The sequence below is a fragment of the Bradyrhizobium sp. SZCCHNS3016 genome (genome assembly GCF_032484535.1).
Taxonomy (GTDB): Bacteria; Pseudomonadota; Alphaproteobacteria; order Rhizobiales; family Xanthobacteraceae; genus Bradyrhizobium.
On the sequence record NZ_JAUETE010000004.1, the window covers coordinates 310,857 to 328,070 of the forward strand.

At 65.5% G+C, this 17,214-nt stretch carries 15 protein-coding genes; 10 read left to right on the top strand and 5 right to left on the bottom strand.

The annotated features are described in order from the left end of the window. The first annotated feature begins 25 nt into the window (after positions 1-25). From QW881_RS11325 to QW881_RS11365, 9 genes are all read left to right on the top strand, one after another. Complete coding sequence (locus QW881_RS11325; protein ID WP_315735596.1) at positions 26-739, top strand: RNA-binding protein; 714 nt, start codon at positions 26-28, stop codon at positions 737-739. A gap of 94 nt (positions 740-833) precedes the next feature. Further along, positions 834-3,593, top strand: a complete 2,760-nt coding sequence (gene infB / locus QW881_RS11330; protein WP_315735598.1) for a translation initiation factor IF-2 — start codon at positions 834-836, stop codon at positions 3,591-3,593. A gap of 162 nt (positions 3,594-3,755) precedes the next feature. Continuing rightward, positions 3,756-4,172 carry a 30S ribosome-binding factor RbfA gene (gene rbfA / locus QW881_RS11335; protein ID WP_315735600.1) on the top strand — a complete coding sequence of 139 codons (417 nt, stop codon included), beginning with the start codon at positions 3,756-3,758 and terminating at the stop codon, positions 4,170-4,172. After that, a complete protein-coding gene (gene truB, locus QW881_RS11340) occupies positions 4,172-5,278 on the top strand; it encodes a tRNA pseudouridine(55) synthase TruB (protein WP_315758129.1) in 1,107 nt (368 codons plus the stop codon). Before rbfA ends, truB begins: the two co-directional genes overlap by 1 nt. 2 nt (positions 5,279-5,280) lie before the next feature. After that, positions 5,281-5,550 (top strand): 30S ribosomal protein S15, encoded by a 270-nt coding sequence (rpsO, locus tag QW881_RS11345; RefSeq protein ID WP_009025947.1) that lies wholly within the window; start codon positions 5,281-5,283, stop codon positions 5,548-5,550. Positions 5,551-5,912: 362 nt separating this feature from the next. Further along, the gene (gene pnp / locus QW881_RS11350; protein ID WP_315758130.1) at positions 5,913-8,069 is read left to right on the top strand and encodes a polyribonucleotide nucleotidyltransferase; all 2,157 of its coding nucleotides are present in this window, start codon (positions 5,913-5,915) and stop codon (positions 8,067-8,069) included. 141 nt (positions 8,070-8,210) lie between these two features. Further along, the gene (locus QW881_RS11355; protein WP_315758131.1) at positions 8,211-8,681 is read left to right on the top strand and encodes a GNAT family N-acetyltransferase; all 471 of its coding nucleotides are present in this window, start codon (positions 8,211-8,213) and stop codon (positions 8,679-8,681) included. A gap of 114 nt (positions 8,682-8,795) precedes the next feature. After that, positions 8,796-9,632 carry a hypothetical protein gene (locus QW881_RS11360; protein WP_315758132.1) on the top strand — a complete coding sequence of 279 codons (837 nt, stop codon included), beginning with the start codon at positions 8,796-8,798 and terminating at the stop codon, positions 9,630-9,632. A 256-nt stretch (positions 9,633-9,888) separates the two neighbouring features. Continuing rightward, positions 9,889-10,521 (top strand): hypothetical protein, encoded by a 633-nt coding sequence (locus tag QW881_RS11365; protein WP_315758133.1) that lies wholly within the window; start codon positions 9,889-9,891, stop codon positions 10,519-10,521. An 18-nt stretch (positions 10,522-10,539) separates the two neighbouring features. Here QW881_RS11365 and QW881_RS11370 read toward each other — a convergent pair whose 3' ends face one another. The 4 genes from QW881_RS11370 to fabA all read right to left on the bottom strand — a co-directional run bounded on the left by QW881_RS11370 (position 10,540) and on the right by fabA (position 15,520). After that, a complete protein-coding gene (locus QW881_RS11370) occupies positions 10,540-12,525 on the bottom strand; it encodes an autotransporter domain-containing protein (protein ID WP_315758134.1) in 1,986 nt (661 codons plus the stop codon). 225 nt (positions 12,526-12,750) lie between these two features. Then, positions 12,751-13,551, bottom strand: coding sequence for an enoyl-ACP reductase FabI (fabI, locus tag QW881_RS11375; protein WP_315735608.1), 801 nt, complete (start codon positions 13,549-13,551; stop codon positions 12,751-12,753). 147 nt (positions 13,552-13,698) lie between these two features. Beyond that, the gene (fabB, locus tag QW881_RS11380; RefSeq protein ID WP_315716915.1) at positions 13,699-14,922 is read right to left on the bottom strand and encodes a beta-ketoacyl-ACP synthase I; all 1,224 of its coding nucleotides are present in this window, start codon (positions 14,920-14,922) and stop codon (positions 13,699-13,701) included. Between the two features lie 76 nt (positions 14,923-14,998). After that, on the bottom strand, positions 14,999-15,520 hold the full coding sequence (fabA, locus tag QW881_RS11385; protein WP_315735612.1) for a 3-hydroxyacyl-[acyl-carrier-protein] dehydratase FabA: 522 nt from the start codon (positions 15,518-15,520) through the stop codon (positions 14,999-15,001). Positions 15,521-15,975: 455 nt separating this feature from the next. On the opposite strand from fabA, the gene irrA reads away from it, so the two are divergent. Then, positions 15,976-16,446, top strand: a complete 471-nt coding sequence (gene irrA, locus QW881_RS11390; protein WP_315758200.1) for an iron response transcriptional regulator IrrA — start codon at positions 15,976-15,978, stop codon at positions 16,444-16,446. Between the two features lie 129 nt (positions 16,447-16,575). Here the strand turns inward: irrA and QW881_RS11395 are convergent, their stop codons facing one another. Beyond that, complete coding sequence (locus QW881_RS11395) at positions 16,576-17,061, bottom strand: SH3 domain-containing protein (RefSeq protein ID WP_409997689.1); 486 nt, start codon at positions 17,059-17,061, stop codon at positions 16,576-16,578. Positions 17,062-17,214 lie beyond the last annotated feature (153 nt).

The window sequence follows — 17,214 nt, forward strand, 5'->3', positions numbered from 1 at the left end:
TTGAGATGAGGAGCCGCATCACCGCATGCTCGCTTTGGCCGACCCCGAGCTCGACAATGGACCGCGGACCGAGAAGTCCGCGACCATGCGCATGTGCGCGGTCAGCCGCGACGTGCGGCCGATCGGCGAGCTGATCCGCTTCGTCGTCGGCCCGTCGGGCGAGGTCGTGCCCGACATCAAGCGCAAGCTGCCCGGTCGGGGATTGTGGATCACCGCCTCGCGCCAGGCGGTTGCGGAGGCGGTGCGGCGTCACCATTTCAGCCGAGGCTTCAAGACCAACGTCCGCGTCCCGCCGACCCTTGCCGAAGACCTGGAAGCCTTGCTGGCCCGCAGCGCGATCGAAGCGCTGGGGATTGCCGCCAAGGCCGGCCAGGTCGTCTCCGGTTTCTCCAAGGTGGAAGCGGCGCTGTCGCAGCGGCAATCGCGGTCGACATTGGCTGCCCTCGTCCATGCCGCGGATGGCGCAGCCGACGGGATCCGCAAGCTCGACGCGCTGGTGCGGCCGAACGACGGGGACCAGGGCCAAGCCCCGACAATTCCGATCATCTGCTGTCTCACTTCGGCAGAATTGGATTTGGCACTTGGGCGCTCAAATGTGATACATGCTGCCGTGCTCGCAGGCCCGGCGAGCAGGACATTCCTGTCGCGCAGCCAGACACTGGTCCGATACCGGTCGGCCGACGCTGACAAGATTGCCGGAACCGCGGCCACGAAATCTGCTTCGACTTCGAAGACATAGCACTTTGAAGCCATAGCTACGAAGACATCGCGACGATTGCACGAATGAGACGGTGCGGTAGCCCGCACGCTGGTAACGAGATTAGGACGACTGAATGGCCGACAACAACACTCCGGGCGACAAGAAACTGAGTGTCCCGAGCAAGACCTTGACGCTGAAGCCGCGCGTCGAGACCGGCACGGTACGCCAGAGCTTCCCACATGGCCGGAGCAAGCAGGTGGTGGTCGAGAAGCGCGGCAAGCGCCGCGTCGGCGATGGGGGGCCCGATGCTCCGCATGCGCCGGAGCCGACCGTCGCCAAGGCGCCGCCGCCCCCGCCATCGCCGCGCTCATCCGGACCGCGCCCATCCGGCTCGTCGCAGCGCGGCGGGTCCGGGGTCGTGTTGCGCACCCTGACGGAGGACGAGCGGTCGGCCCGCGCCAGCGCGTTGGCCGACGCCCGCGTGCGCGACATCGAGGAACGCCGCCAGGCCGAAGAGGAAGCGCGCCGCCGTGCCGAGCGCGAAGCCGCCGAACGCGCCGAGCGCGAGGCTGCCGAGGCGCGCCGCAAGGCCGAGGAAGAGCGGCACCGCCACGAAGAGGAAGCCAAACGCAAGGCCGAGCTCGAGGCCAAGAAGCGGTTCGGCGAAGGCGAGGCGCCCCGTCCGGCGACATCCGCGCCGCAGCCCGCCGCGACCGCACCGGCCCGCTCGACGCCCGCCCCCGGCAGGCCCGTCGGCGCACCGGGCAGCCGGCCGCAGCAGATTGGTGGTCCGAGCTCGCGGCCCGGCGGCGCTCAGCCGGCGGGCGCACGCCCGGCCGGCGCCCGTCCTGCCGCCGGCGGTCCGCTCGGCCGCGCGCCGGCGGCGGTTGCCGCCGGTCCGGACGAGGATGAGGGTCCGCGCCAGATCCGCAGGGGTCCCGGCGGAGCCGCACGTCCCGCGCCGCCGCCGAAGACCACGCACAAGCCGGGTCCGCAGAAGCAGCGCGGCCGCCTGACGGTGGTCACGGCACTGACGGCCGACGATGTGCGCGAGCGCTCGATCGCCTCGTTCCGCCGCCGCACGCAGCGCCTGAAGGGCCATGCCGCCAACGAGCAGAAGGAGAAGCTCGTCCGCGAGGTGACGATTCCGGAAGCCATCACCATCCAGGAGCTGGCGAACCGCATGTCGGAGCGCGCGGTCGACGTGATCCGTCTGCTGATGCGCCAGGGCGCGATGCACAAGATCACCGACGTGATCGATGCCGACACCGCGCAGCTGATCGCCGAGGAGCTCGGCCACAGCGTCAAGCGCGTCGCGGCGTCCGACGTCGAAGAGGGTTTGTTCGACGTCGTCGACGATTCGACCGACACCGAGCCGCGCTCGCCGGTCGTGACCGTGATGGGCCACGTCGACCACGGCAAGACCTCGCTGCTCGACGCGCTGCGTCACGCCAACGTGGTCTCGGGCGAAGCCGGCGGCATCACCCAGCACATCGGCGCCTATCAGGTGACCGCGCCGGATTCCGGCAAGAAGATCACCTTCATCGACACGCCCGGCCACGCCGCGTTCACCGCGATGCGCGCCCGCGGCGCCAAGGTCACCGACATCGTGGTGCTGGTGGTCGCGGCCGATGACGGCGTGATGCCGCAGACGATCGAGGCCATCAACCACGCCAAGGCGGCGAAGGTGCCGATGATCGTCGCGATCAACAAGATCGACAAGCCCGACGCCCGTCCCGAGCGCGTCCGCACCGAGCTGCTCCAGCACGAGGTGCAGGTCGAATCGCTCGGCGGCGAGGTCGTCGACGTCGAGGTGTCCGCCAAGAACAAGACCAACCTCGATCGTCTGCTCGAGATGATCGCGCTGCAGGCCGACATTCTCGACCTCAAGACCAATTCGGATCGCCCGGCCGAAGGCACCGTGATCGAAGCCAAGCTCGATCGTGGCCGCGGCCCGGTCGCCACCGTGCTGGTCCAGCGCGGCACGTTGCGGGTCGGCGACATCATCGTCGCCGGCGCCGAGATGGGCCGCGTCCGCGCGCTGATCTCGGATCAGGGCGAGACATTGCAGGAGGCAGGCCCGTCGGTGCCGGTCGAGGTGCTCGGCTTCAACGGTCCGCCGGAAGCCGGCGATCGTCTCGCCGTCGTCGAGAACGAAGCCCGTGCCCGCCAGGTCACCAGCTACCGCGCGCACCAGAAGCGCGAGAACGCGGCAGCCTCGATCTCCGGCATGCGCGGTTCGCTCGAACAGATGATGTCGCAATTGAAGACTGCGGGCCGCAAGGAATTCCCGCTGGTCATCAAGGCCGACGTGCAGGGCTCGCTGGAAGCCATTCTCGGCTCGCTGGAGAAGCTCGGCACCGAGGAGGTCGCCGCCCGCATCCTGCATGCCGGCGTCGGCGGCATCAGCGAGTCCGACGTGACGCTGGCCGAAGGCTTCAACGCCGCGATCATCGGCTTCTCGGTACGAGCCAACAAGGAAGCGGCCGCGCTCGCCAAGCGCAACGGCATCGAGATCCGTTACTACAACATCATCTACGACCTCGTGGATGACGTGAAGAAGGCGATGAGCGGTCTCCTGGCCCCCACGCTTCGGGAAACCATGCTCGGCAATGCGCAGATCCTGGAGGTGTTCAACATCTCCAAGGTCGGCAAGGTCGCCGGCTGCCGCGTCACCGACGGCACCGTGGAGCGCGGCGCCAATGTCCGCCTGATCCGCGACAACGTCGTGGTTCACGAGGGCAAGCTGTCGACCCTGAAGCGCTTCAAGGACGAAGTGAAGGAAGTGCAGGCCGGCCAGGAATGCGGCATGGCCTTCGAGAGCTACGGCGACATGCGTGTCGGCGACGTCATCGAGTGTTATCGCGTGGAGACCATCCAGCGCTCGCTGTAAGTCCGAATCCTACAGAGCGCGCTGCAATTCGAGTGAGCAGCGATTCCGTGCGCATGCGGAATCGCTGCGTCCCTTGAACTTAACGAAGCGTCGTTGAACTCAATCAGAATGATCCTCTCGCCCGTGCTCACGCCGGGCGACGATCCATTGGATTTTTGAAAAATGCCTCGCCATCACCAGAGGGGAAGCGCCGCTTCCGGCGGCTCGCAGCGTCAGTTGCGCGTGGCCGAGACCGTGCGTCACGCTGTCGCCGACATTCTCAGCCACGGTGACGTGCACGACCCGGACCTGGAGGGACACATCATTACGGTGCCCGAAGTCCGCATGTCGCCCGACCTGAAGCTCGCCACGATCTACATCATGCCGCTCGGCGGACAGGATACGGACGTCGTGCTCGCTGCGCTGGAGCGCAACAAGAAGTTCCTGCGCGGCGACATCGCGCGGCGCGTTAACCTGAAATTTGCACCTGACATCCGCTTCCGCGTCGACGAGCGATTCGACGAAGCGGAACGGATCGAGAAATTACTGCGAACACCCGCGGTGCAGAGAGACCTCAATTCGGATTCGGAAGAGAGCTGATGACCATTCCCCCCGAAACCGGCACTGTCGACGCGCCGAGCGCCGAACCGACCGCCGCCAAGACGATCCATTCTGCCGACGGACGCCCGCCGCGCGACAACAACGATCCGCGCAACAAGCAGCGCCAAGGAAACGGTCAGGGCAACCAGCCACGCCGCGATCGCCGCGACGTCCATGGCTGGGTCGTGCTCGACAAGCCGATCGGCATGACCTCGACCCAGGCCGTGGCGGTGGTGAAGCGCCTGTTCCAGGCCAAGCGCGCCGGCCATGCCGGCACGCTCGATCCGCTCGCCTCCGGCGGCCTGCCGATCGCGCTCGGCGAAGCCACCAAGACCGTCCCGTTCGTGATGGACGGCCGCAAGCGCTACCGCTTCACCGTGACCTGGGGCGAGGAGCGCGATACCGACGACACCGAAGGACGGGTCGTCGAGACCAGCCACAGCCGGCCGGATGCGGCGGCGATCCGGGCGCTGCTGCCGCAATTTACCGGCCGGATCGAGCAGACGCCGCCGCGCTATTCCGCGATCAAGGTCCAGGGCGAGCGCGCCTATGATCTCGCCCGCGACGGCGAGGTCGTCGAGCTCCAGCCGCGCCCGGTCGAGATCCATGAACTGACCCTCGTCGACCAGCCCGACCCGGACCATTCGGTGTTCGAGGCGGAATGCGGCAAGGGAACCTATGTCCGGGCGCTGGCCCGCGACATGGGCCGCCTCCTCGGCTGTTACGGCCATATCAGCGCGCTCCGGCGGACCCTGGTGGGTCCGTTTACCGAGAACGACATGATTCCGCTGGAACAGTTGGAGGCTTTGTGCAATAGAGCCGCGTCCGGTGAGGGAAGCCTCGCCGACGCACTCTTGCCCGTTGAGACCGCGCTGGACGACATCCCGGCACTGGCCGTCACTCGGGCTGATGCGGCAAGGCTCCACAGGGGCCAGGCCGTCTTGTTGCGCGGACGGGATGCGCCCAATAGTAGCGGCACAGTCTATGTCACGGTCGCAGGCCGCCTTCTGGCGCTTGCCGAAATTGGCAATGGCGAACTCATCCCCAAGCGCGTGTTCAACCTGACCGGACTGACTGCCAGCTCCGGTCGCAACGAAAGAGACTGACGATGTCGGTGACCGCAGAGCGCAAGGCGGAAATCATCAAGGCGAATGCCACCAAGGCCGGTGATACCGGTTCTCCCGAGGTGCAGGTTGCGATCCTCTCGGAACGCATCAACAACCTGACCAGCCACTTCAAGACCCATGGCAAGGACAACCACTCCCGCCGCGGCCTCCTGAAGCTGGTCTCGACCCGCCGTTCGCTGCTGGACTATCTGAAGAAGAACGACGAGGCGCGCTACAAGGCGCTGCTCGAGAAGCACAACATTCGCCGTTGAGCTTCGACTGGGAATGAGCGCGCGCGGTGTTGCGCGCGTTGATGGCATGATGCCGAGGACGCCGCTTCGATCGCGGCGTTCGCGAATCCGGGATCATGCGGTCTGGCTGGATCTGGAAAGAGGCAGATGCGCTCTTCGACTGATCCTGCCCGGACCGTGCAGTACGCCTCAGCAGCAATCCGGCCGCTGGGCGTGACGGGCAAGGTGCCCGTTACTTACGAGAAGGATGGACGCCATCCGAAATAAGAAAACCATGGCAGGATCGCAGGGCGCTGATCGCAATCCAGCGCCCTGCAATCTTGCGCATGGTTTTTTTGTTTCTGCGGGGTCCGCCTTCGATCATCTCATGAAAGAAGATACCCATGTTTACCAAGCATTCCGTCGAGATCGACTGGGGCGGGCGTCCGCTCAAGCTTGAAACCGGCAAGATCGCCCGCCAGGCCGACGGCGCCGTCGTCGCCACTTATGGCGAGACCGTCGTGCTCGCCACCGTCGTCGCCGCCAAGGCGCCGCGCGAAGGCGTCGACTTCCTGCCGCTGACGGTCGACTACCAGGAAAAGACCTACGCGGCCGGCCGCATTCCCGGCGGCTATTTCAAGCGCGAGGGCCGTCCGACCGAGAAGGAGACGCTGGTCTCCCGCCTGATCGACCGCCCGATCCGCCCGCTGTTCGTCGACGCCTGGCGCAACGAGACCCAGGTCATCGTGACCGTGCTGTCGCACGACATGGAGAACGATCCGGACATCGTGGCGCTGGTCGGCGCGTCGGCCGCGCTGACCTTGTCGGGCGTGCCGTTCAAGGGCCCGATCGGCGCCGCCCGCGTCGGCTTCGCCAATGACGAATACATCCTCAATCCCACCCTCGACGAGATGGCCGACACCCAGCTCGACCTGGTCGTCGCCGGCACCTCCGACGCGGTGCTGATGGTGGAATCGGAGGCCAAGGAGCTCAACGAGGACATCATGCTCGGCGCGGTGATGTTCGGTCACCGTCACTTCCAGCCGGTGATCAATGCGATCATCGAGCTCGCCGAGAAGGCCGCCAAGGAGCCGCGCGACGTCGCGATCATCGACAACGGCGCGATCGAGAAGGAGATGCTTGGGATCGCCGAGCAGGACCTGCGCAAGGCCTATGCGATTCCCGTGAAGCAGGAGCGCTACGCTGCCGTCGGCGCGGTCAAGGAAAAGGTGATGGCGCACTTCTTCCCGGAAGGGCAGGAGCCGAAATACGACAAGCTCCGCCTCTCCGGCGTGTTCAAGGAGCTGGAAGCCAAGATCGTTCGCTGGAACATCCTGGACACCGGCAAGCGCATCGACGGCCGCGACGCCAAGACCGTGCGCAACATCGTCTGCGAAGTCGGCGTGCTGCCGCGCGCTCACGGCTCGGCGCTGTTCACCCGCGGTGAGACCCAGGCGCTGGTCGTGACCACGCTCGGCACCGGCGAGGACGAGCAGTACATCGACGCGCTGTCGGGAACGTACAAAGAGACGTTCCTGCTGCACTACAACTTCCCTCCCTACTCCGTCGGTGAGACCGGCCGTCTCGGCGGCACCAAGCGTCGCGAGATCGGCCACGGCAAGCTCGCCTGGCGCGCCATCCACCCGGTCCTGCCGCCGCACCACGAGTTCCCCTACACCACGCGCGTGGTGTCGGAGGTGACGGAGTCGAATGGCTCGTCGTCGATGGCCACCGTCTGCGGCTCGTCGCTGGCGCTGATGGATGCCGGTGTGCCGCTGAAGCGGCCGACCGCGGGCATCGCGATGGGCCTGATCCTCGAAGGCAGCCGCTATGCGGTTCTCTCCGACATCCTCGGCGACGAGGACCATCTCGGCGACATGGACTTCAAGGTCGCGGGCACCGAGAGCGGCATCACCTCGCTGCAGATGGATATCAAGATCGAGGGCATCACCGAGGAGATCATGCGGGTTGCGCTGGGCCAGGCCCGCGACGGCCGCATCCACATCCTGGGCGAGATGTCCAAGGCGCTGACCGCCGCGCGCGCCGAGCTCGGCGAATACGCGCCGCGCATCGAGACCTTCAAGATCCCGACCGACAAGATCCGCGAAGTGATCGGCACCGGCGGCAAGGTGATCCGCGAGATCGTCGAGAAGACCGGCGCCAAGGTCAATATCGAGGACGACGGCACCGTCAAGGTCGCCTCCAACGACGGCGAGGCGATGAAGGCCGCCATCAAGTGGATCAAGTCGATCGCCTCCGATCCGGAGGTCGGCCAGGTCTATGACGGCACCGTCGTCAAGGTGATGGAGTTCGGTGCCTTCGTGAACTTCTTCGGCACCCGCGACGGCCTCGTGCACATCTCGCAGCTCGCCGACAAGCGCGTGCAGAAGACCTCCGACGTCGTCAAGGAAGGCGACAAGGTCAAGGTCAAGCTGCTCGGCTTCGACGACCGCGGCAAGACCAGGCTGTCGATGAAGGCCGTCGACCAGACCACCGGCGAGGATCTCGAGGCCAAGCAGAAGGACGCGCCCGCCGAGGCGCGCGAGGCCGCCGGCGAGTAAAGCCGGCGCACCCTTCGAATGAAATACAAAGGGCGGCTTTCGGGCCGCCCTTTTTTGTTGTCCTATTGGTCGCGCACCCTCACGCGTCCCAGGTCACGGCTGCGGATGCAGAGGCCGTCACCCCGCTTCAGGTCACCACACATGCTCCATCCTATCATCCGCCCTGCCCACCCGGACGAATACGACGCCGTCGCCAGCCTCTGGATGGAGAGCTGGTGCTCGACCGGATTGGAGACCCCGAGCGAGAGGCTGCTCGCGCTCCTCAGGGAGCGCGTGCCGCGTGAAATTGCCGGCGGCTGGAGCCTGTATGTCGCCGACGACGGCGGCCGCCTCGCCGCGATGCTCGCGATCAACGTCCCCACGCTCTATCTCGACCAGCTGATGATCGCCCCGTCCCATCAGGGCCGCTCGCTCGGCCGCCGGCTGCTCACCTTCACCCGCGAGCTGCTGCCGGACGAAGTGTGGCTGCGCTGCGCAAAGGGCAATGACAAGGCTTGGCGCTGGTATGAGCGCGAGGGCTTCGTGCTGGAAAAGGAGGAAGCTGACCCGCTGCACGGCCGGATCATGAAATATTATCGATGGAAGCGTGACGGTCAGGCGGCGGGCTCCTGATCGCAGGGCGTGCAAGCGCAAATCTTACGCGTGGCGACCGGAAACCATTGCGTGCGCCTTCGCAGGCGAACTAAGTTCGAGTTCGCGACGACCTCGCATTCTCGAACCGTACCCATGTCCGTGCCGCTCCTGTCGATCCGCCGCCTTGCGCTCGTCGTTCTCGCCGCTGCCTTCGCAACCGGGGCTTGGGCCCAGGCTCCGTCAAAAACGGCGCCCAAGGCCGCGCCCGCGGCCAAGAAGCCCTCCGGAAAGACAAAGGCGATGGCGAAACCAGGCGCCATCGAAAGCGGTCCGTGCCGTCTTGGCGTCATTTCCGCACTCGGCGACCAGCTCGCCGTCAGCAAGTTCGGTCTCACCGTGTTTGAAACCGAAGAGGACGAAGTCACCTTGCCGGGATGGGGACTGGACGACCTCGCCATGGCGCGCGTGCGCGCGGCTACCGGCGGCGATCCGACCGTGCGCAGGATCGGCTATCCGAAAGGCGCGTTCGAGGTCTACTACCACCCGACATCGCGCTTCCTGCCCGATCCGAAGGAGAGCCTGACCGCGATCGTGCGCAGCGTCACGACGAATGCGGGCTGCGCGCGCTATCTCGTCGTCACCAGGTTCGAGACGACCATTCCCAACACCACGCTGAGGCTCAGAGGCATCGGCGCCTACAATCAGGGGGTCGGATCGATCCTCAGGCACTCGCATCTGTTTGCGAACGTCAACATCGCGCTCATCGACGGCCAGTCCTACGAGAAGATCAGCTCGTTCTCGGCCGACACCGGCGCCAGGCTTGCCGAGACCATGAGGCTCACCGAAGACCCTCTCAACAAGCTCGACAATGCCGACTTGCCCGAGCCTCTCGCGGCTGCGGCCTCCAGCACCGTCCTGCGCGAGCGGCTGCGCACCCTGGTCGCAGCGAAGCTCGATCGCGACCTGCCGAGCTATCTGAAGATCGAATGATGCGGGCGCAGACTTCGGACGACTCGAACGAGCTCCCTTGACTTGATCCTTTTCCTCCCTGCGACGAGCTCTCCCAGTGACCATCTCTCGCCGATTTGCTGCGCTCATCATTGCCATGCTCTGGTCCTCCACCAATGCCCTGGCGCAATCGGCCCCGGCACCGCTGAATGCTAAGCCCGCGAAGCCAGCAGGCAGCAATGCCAAGGCCGCCAAGCCGGCGATGGCCGTCCGCGAGGGCGGACCGTGCGACATCGGGGTGATCGCCGCGCTCGGCGATGTCTTCACGGTGCAGAAGAACGGCATGACCCGCCTGGGCAACGAGTACGCCGAAGTGCCGGTGCCCTGGGGCTTCGACGACATCGTCTACGCGCGTGTGAAGGCAGCCGCGGGTGATGCCGGGATCCGCCGCATCGGCGTCCCCAAGGGAGCATTCGATCCGTTCTATCAGTCACTCCCAATCAAGGCTGAGAACGGGAAGCTCACGCCCATCGTCAGGAAGGTGGCCGGCACGGCAGGGTGCGCTCGCTACCTCGTGATCACCCGCCGAACCGACAGCGAACCCTCGACCAACGACGAGGTTACCGGCGTCGGTGTCATCAACAGGGGCGAGGGATTTGGCCGGATCAGCCACGTCTTCATCATGATCGATATCCAGCTCTACGACGGGGCGACATTCGAGACGCGCGAGCCTGCCATGAGCTCGAAGTCGCTGCTCTCACGGCTGACCTCCGGCGTCGGCCCGCCGTCTCACGCCGGAGACGTCGACAACTCCGCATTCCCCGCCTCGCCGCCGGAGGCTGCGAACAACAATGTGCTGCGTGACATGGCGCGTTCGATGCTCAAGTTCCGGCTCGACCAGCGCTTGCCGGCCTATTTCGGGCGCGAATAGAACGACGAGCTCGGCGCGTCACAGCCTGATCTTCAGCACCGCGTGGCCCGACTGCTGGACGAGACCCGACGATGTCGCGTTGATGCCGTAGCGGATGCTGACGTCAAGCCGGTCGTTGCCGGCGGCCACAAGACCAAGGCCCGCCGAATAGATCCATGGCGACAGGCCGAGGCCATGGGTGACAAAGCTCTCGCCGCCGCCCGAGAACGCCGCGCTGATCTGCAGCGGCTGATTCAGCGCGTTGTAGCCGACGCCGATATCGCTGGTCAGACGAATCTGCCTGATGGGCGCGTAGACAGCTTTCAGCTGCGCCGTCGTCACGAGCTCCTGATAGATCTGAGGATCGACGTTGAGGCTGAAACCGCCGGCACCGTTCTCGCCGTAGGAATTGCTGCGAACCGTGCCGTAGTCCAGGCGCAGCGCTGGAACGAGGGCGAAGCCATCTTGCAGCGGAATGCGCGTCTTGATGCCTGCGCCGGCATGGCCGCTATAGGAACGATAGCTGCCGCCGGCGGATGCGCCCATGAAGCTCAGCGACCGGTTTTCGCCGTTGTCGCTCAATCCGCCATCGAGCTGATAGTCGAAGGTGACATCACGGGTGATCGCGTAGGCCCCATAGAGCCCGAGCTGATAGGAAGCGAGAGCGAGACGGTTCGGCACGGCGTCGTCGCTGCCGGCGATCGTATGATGAGAATAACCAAGAACGCCGCCGATGATGGCACGGGACGAGACTGCGACGTCGGCGCCGAACGCCAGACCGCCGCCGGAGGCGCCATAGCCCGGAACGCCATCGTGTCCCGTCTGCTGCGCGGTGCCGCCGAGAGGCTGCATCCAGACATTGCGACCAGCGGCCCAGCCGACGCTGCTGACATCATCGAGCCTGTTGGTCATCGTCTGCCGGAACACCTGCTGGCTGACATGGGTCGCCTGCGAGGCCGCTCCGGTCAGCACCGGCAACGTCTGCTTCACGGCGGCGCTGAGAGATGGACCGCTGAGATTATCAAGCGCGGCAAAGCCCGAGACCATCGATCCAGTCCAGCCGGCCGACGTCATCGACAGCCGGTACAACACGTCAGCCGCTTCCAGGCCGACGCGGCCGCCTGCAGACCGCAGCGTTTCCGCGTAAGGCTGGATCAGCGACATCGTCGCCAGTCCTCCAGTCAAATTCCCGGTAAGGTCGTAGGTCGACACCAGCATCTGCGCGCCCGCGGCGTTGCCGCTCGCCGTGCCATAGAGGCTGGTCAGGGTGCCGCGCGAGAGGGTGTTGAACAGCACGCTGCCCTCGGGAGTCACCGAGCCGAGCAGCGTGAAGCCCGCCGCGGCGCTGCCGGGCGGTGCGACGCCCGCACCCCAGAAATAGCCGTTCTGATAGCTCGTGATGACGAAACGGCCCGGCGCCTGCGTGCCGAACAATGTCGGACTGACGATCCGCCAGGGCGTGCCGGCGGTCCACGCCCATTGCGGCACGGAATTGGCCGGCACCGGCGCCGACGGCGGCGGCGTGAAGGTCGCGGGATCATAGGGCAGCATGTAGGCCCAATGCGTCACCAGCAGGCTGTCGCCGGTGATCATCTGCATTTCCATGCTGGTCACGCCGTTGACGTTGCGCATATAGCCGAGTCCGACCGTCACGGCGCCGCCGCCGGTCGGCGTGAACAGCATGGTGATCTGGCCGCTGGTGGTGACGAAGCCCTGGATGGTCGAGGTGTCCGTCAGCAGCGCCAGGCCGATCCTGAGCTGCGCGACGCTGGTGCCGGTGAAGGCGCCGTTGGTCGCGGCGCCCAAGGTCCACAACGTCTGGTCACCGATCGGGATCGGGTTGGAGAAGCCCGTCTTCGGCGACATGTAGGCGAGCAGTTGCGCCGTCGGCACATACCAGTTCGTGTTGGAGATCGTGGAGTCCCAGACGCTCGATTGCGCCTGCGCCGGCCCGGCGTACCCCGCCGCAAGCACAATGCCGGTCATCGCGCAGAGAGCGATGACACGGGCCTTCGAACGCAGCATCAATCGCCCCCACGACTTGTCTTGCTGCCGGCGCGAGCGGCTGGCTGACGGCCGCGGCCGATGCACCGGTCATGGTGCATCGCAGCGTCGTCGCAACAACCAACAAGTGTTGCGCCAATGCTTCCTGATTAGCCGTTCAGGAACATTGTCTTCAACTGGGAAAATTTGGGTTGATCGAGGGGACGGAGTCTCGCGTTCCCCTGATACCGCCGATGCGCGCGGAGATCAGTCCGCCTTGAGATCCTCGGGGCGCGGCATCGAGATCACGTTGTAGCCGGAATCGACGTAGTGGATCTCGCCGGTGACGCCACCGGACAGCTCCGACAGCAGATAGAGCGCCGAGCCGCCAAGCTCCTCCAGCGTCACGCCGCGACCGAGCGGCGAGTGCTTCTGCTGGAACGCGAACATGAAGCGGGCATCGCCGATGCCCGAGCCCGCCAGCGTGCGCACCGGGCCGGCCGAGATCGCATTGACACGGATGCTGCGGCGGCCGTAGTCGGCGGCGAGATAGCGCACCGAGGCTTCCAACGCGGCCTTGGCGACACCCATCACGTTGTAGTTCGGCATCACGCGGTTGGAGCCGTCGAAGGTCAAGGTGATCATGCTGCCGCCGCTCTCCGGCATCAGCTCGGCGGCGCGCTTGGCGATCTCGGTGAAGGAGAAGCAGGAGATCAGCATCGTGCGCGCAAAATTCTCGCGCGAGGTGTCGGCATAGCGGCCCTTGAGCTCGTTCTTGTCGGAGAAGGCGACCGCGTGGACGACGAAGTCGAGCCCGCCCCAGGCCTCGCGCAGCGCCGTGAATACGCTATCGACGCTGGCAATGTCCTCGACGTCGCAGGACAGCACGTGCTTGACGCCGAGCTCGTCGGCGAGCGGACGGACGCGCTTGCCGAGCGCGTCGCCCTGATAGGTGAAGGCCATCTCGGCACCATGCGCCGCCAGCGTCTTGGCGATGCCCCAGGCGATCGAATGGTCGTTGGCGATGCCCATGACCAGGCCGCGCTTGCCTGCCATCAGACCCTGCATGATGTCTCTCCTTCGTCATGCCGGGATCGGCCCAGCCAGGATGATCGTTCCGCCTTCGAGACGCCAATGGCCGGACATCGGTGCGAAGAATGAGCTTCGCGCTGCTGCCCGGCCATGATGCCGACGAAACCAGTGCTGTTGGAAATCTTAAGCGTCGAGCTGCTTGAACACCAGCGTCGCGTTGGTGCCGCCGAAGCCGAACGAGTTCGACAGCACGGTGCCGAGCTTGGCGTTGTCGATGCGCTTGCGGACGATCGGCATGTCGGCGAAGGCCGGGTCGAGCTCGGTGATGTTGGCGCTCTCGCAGATGAAGCCGTTCTTCATCATCAGCAGCGAATAGATCGCCTCCTGGACGCCGGTGGCGCCGAGCGAGTGGCCGGTCAGCGCCTTGGTCGCCGAGATCGGCGGACACTTCTCGCCGCGGCCGAACACTTTCCGGATCGCCTCGATCTCCGGCGGATCGCCGGCGGGCGTCGAGGTCGCATGCGGATTGATGTAGTCGATCTTGGTCTTCACGGTCGACAGCGCGAGCTGCATGCAGCGCTCGGCACCCTCGCCGGAAGGCGCAACCATGTCGTAGCCGTCGGAGGTCGCGCCGTAGCCCACGATCTCGCCGTAGATCTTGGCGCCGCGCGCCTTGGCATGCTCGAGCTCTTCCAGCACGAGGACGCCGGCGCCGCCTGCGATCACGAAGCCGTCGCGCGTCACGTCATAGGGCCGCGACGCGGTGGCGGGCGTGTCGTTGTGCTTCGACGACATCGCGCCCATCGCGTCGAACAGCACCGACAGCGTCCAGTCGAGCTCCTCGCAGCCGCCGGCGAACATCACGTCCTGCTTGCCGTACTGGATCATCTCGTAGGAATTGCCGATGCAATGATTGGAGGTCGCACAAGCCGAGGAGATCGAGTAGTTGACGCCCTTGATCTTGAACCAGGTCGCCAGCGTCGCCGAGGCCGTCGACGACATCGCCTTCGGCACGGCGAACGGACCGACGCGCTTCGGGCCCTTGGTGCGGGTGATGTCGGCCGCTTCCACCAGCGTGCGCGTCGATGGCCCGCCTGAGCCCATGATGATGCCGGTGCGGACGTTGGAGACGTCGGTCGGCTCCAGCCCGGAATCGAGGATCGCCTGCTCCATGGCGACATGATTCCACGCCGCCCCCTCGCCGAGGAAGCGCATGGCGCGGCGGTCGACCACGTCGGCGGGATTCAGCGTCGGCGCACCTTGCACCTGCGAACGAAATCCAAGCTCGGCATATTTCTCAGCACGGGAGATGCCGGACTTCGCCTCGTACAGGCTGGCGAGCACCTCCTGGGTGTTGTTGCCGATCGATGAGACGATGCCCATGCCCGTGATGACAACCCGCCTCATGATGTCCGCCTCACTTTGCTCGTGTGTTCTGTTGCAGCCGTGCCTGCTGCACTGTCTGTGGTCGCAGCCCGCTGGTTCAAGTCGGCGCGGCGTCCTGCTTGAACAGGCCGACCTTCAGGTCCTTGGCGCGATAGATAATCTCGCCATCCATCGAAAGCCACCCGTCGGCAATACCGAGCACCAGCTTTGAGCGCATCACGCGCTTGATGTCGACATTGTACACAACCTTACGCGCGGTCGGCAGAACCTGGCCGGAGAACTTGAGGTCGCCGAGGCCCAGCGCACGGCCGCGCCCGGCGCCGCCGGTCCAGCCGAGGTAGAAGCCCACCATCTGCCACATCGCATCGAGGCCGAGACAGCCCGGCATCACCGGATCATTCTTGAAATGGCAGCCGAAGAACCAGAGATCCGGCTTCACGTCGAGCTCGGCGCGGACGACACCCTTGCCGAACTCGCCGCCGGTCTCGGAGATCTCGACGATCCGATCGAACATCAGCATCGGCGGCAGCGGCAGTTGCGCATTGCCGGGGCCGAACAGCTCCCCGCGGCCGCAGGCCAGCAGGTCCTCGTATTCATATGCGCTGCGCCGATCCAGCATGCTTGGTGGCCTTTCTCAACGATCCCCGGTGGAATTTGTGCCGCGCGACATGGACCGATCCCGCGCGCCGCCCCCCTCCGCGCCGCGCTGGCCGGTCATCGCGTCGGCACGAAGGCTGGGCCATCGCACCTGGCGAACATGACCGTTGTCAGCGGCGGGCCTAACGACGCCTGGATTCGCGCACATGGCCATCACGGCCGCCGGCGCTCACCATGGCAGGGCAAATCGGGTCCGGGCGCTCTCTAACATAGAGGATTGCGGCGTCAATGCGCGTATCCAGGTAAATCGACGCAGCACCGGGGCCCGCGCCCGAACCGGGCGGTAAATGCAGTTTAGGGGCGTTCTAGATACGTTAGTTGCGATAAGCTTGCATCTGAATGGGTTTCTTCCTATATCGGTTATAGATGAGAGCGAATTGTGCGGTGCTTGAAGTGGATGTCAGCAACAACGCCTCGATGAGTGGTCATGACCGCGGCAGCCCGGATCTCGGGAACGGCCGGCAGCCGGCGCTCAACGGCTGCCCATGGCACGACGTCAACGAGATGCTGCAGGCGGCCGGGCTGCGCCCGACCCGCCAGCGCATGGCCCTTGGCTGGCTGTTGTTCGGCAAGGGTGCGCGGCATCTGACGGCGGAAATGCTCTACGAGGAAGCGACGCTGGCCAAGGTTCCGGTCTCGCTCGCCACGGTCTATAATACGTTGAACCAGCTAACCGATGCCGGCCTGTTGCGTCAGGTCAGCGTCGACGGCACCAAGACCTATTTCGATACCAACGTCACGGCCCACCATCACTTCTATCTCGAGAACAACCACGAGCTGGTCGATATCCCTGACCAGCATCTGGCGTTGTCGAAGCTGCCGGAGGCGCCCGAAGGTTACGAGATCGCCCGGATCGACATGGTAGTCCGGCTGCGCAAGAAGCGCTGAGCCTCCGGAACATCTTCATCGAGGCATCATGCCCGCTTCATCGAGGCATCATGCCCGCGCCCGCTGCGGGCATTTTTGTGTCGGGAGCGCGTCAGGATAGAGGTCAGCGCATTGCGCTGACCTGGGCCTTCAATTGACCTGTTCGTCGGCGTAGACGCCCCACAGCCGCTGCTGCTGGATCCAGCCTTCGAAACCATTGCCGAGCACGCGGCACCAGCCATTGCCGCATTTCTTCACCTGCGCGACGACGCCGGCCTGCAGCCGCGCCGTGACCGCGCTCGCCGCGTCGGCGCTCTCATAGATCGGGGCGAGATCGTCCTTGTTCTTCATCGTGACCACCGCCGTGCGGCGCCCCGACAGCAACGAGTGATAGACCCACCCCTCCGAGCCCTCGGAATCGCGCACGCGGCGCCAGTTCTCATATTCCGCGGTGATCTCGACCGGCAGGCCCGAGCGCGTATAGACCCAGGCCACGTCGTTGTCCTTGGTCGGACCGGCGCGAACGTTCACATGATCCGACTTCAGGCTGACATAGCGCGGCACCGGCAGGCCGCTGGTGGTGAGAACGGAGTCCTTCGCCGCAACGCCCCCTCTGCCGACGGCAACGTCGAACAGACAGACCAGCAGCACCACGACTGCACCGAAACGCCACAACGTCAAATTACTCAACTCACTCTCCCTCGAAAGGACCGACGCGCGCTCCGATCAAAGCGGATTGCGTTGCGATCCTTCGCCCGATCCCCATCGAACTGCCCGGCTGCCCCCCTT

Coding starts and splice junctions, on each gene's coding strand:
- truB (WP_315758129.1), top strand. CDS start 4,172: ATGACCATTCCCCCCGAAACCGGCACTGTCGACGCGCCGAGCGCCGAA.
- fabB (WP_315716915.1), bottom strand. CDS start 14,922: ATGAGGCGGGTTGTCATCACGGGCATGGGCATCGTCTCATCGATCGGC.
- pnp (WP_315758130.1), top strand. CDS start 5,913: ATGTTTACCAAGCATTCCGTCGAGATCGACTGGGGCGGGCGTCCGCTC.
- irrA (WP_315758200.1), top strand. CDS start 15,976: ATGAGTGGTCATGACCGCGGCAGCCCGGATCTCGGGAACGGCCGGCAG.
- QW881_RS11370 (WP_315758134.1), bottom strand. CDS start 12,525: ATGCTGCGTTCGAAGGCCCGTGTCATCGCTCTCTGCGCGATGACCGGC.
- infB (WP_315735598.1), top strand. CDS start 834: ATGGCCGACAACAACACTCCGGGCGACAAGAAACTGAGTGTCCCGAGC.
- fabI (WP_315735608.1), bottom strand. CDS start 13,551: ATGCAGGGTCTGATGGCAGGCAAGCGCGGCCTGGTCATGGGCATCGCC.
- QW881_RS11360 (WP_315758132.1), top strand. CDS start 8,796: ATGTCCGTGCCGCTCCTGTCGATCCGCCGCCTTGCGCTCGTCGTTCTC.
- QW881_RS11325 (WP_315735596.1), top strand. CDS start 26: ATGCTCGCTTTGGCCGACCCCGAGCTCGACAATGGACCGCGGACCGAG.
- fabA (WP_315735612.1), bottom strand. CDS start 15,520: ATGCTGGATCGGCGCAGCGCATATGAATACGAGGACCTGCTGGCCTGC.
- rpsO (WP_009025947.1), top strand. CDS start 5,281: ATGTCGGTGACCGCAGAGCGCAAGGCGGAAATCATCAAGGCGAATGCC.
- QW881_RS11355 (WP_315758131.1), top strand. CDS start 8,211: ATGCTCCATCCTATCATCCGCCCTGCCCACCCGGACGAATACGACGCC.
- rbfA (WP_315735600.1), top strand. CDS start 3,756: ATGCCTCGCCATCACCAGAGGGGAAGCGCCGCTTCCGGCGGCTCGCAG.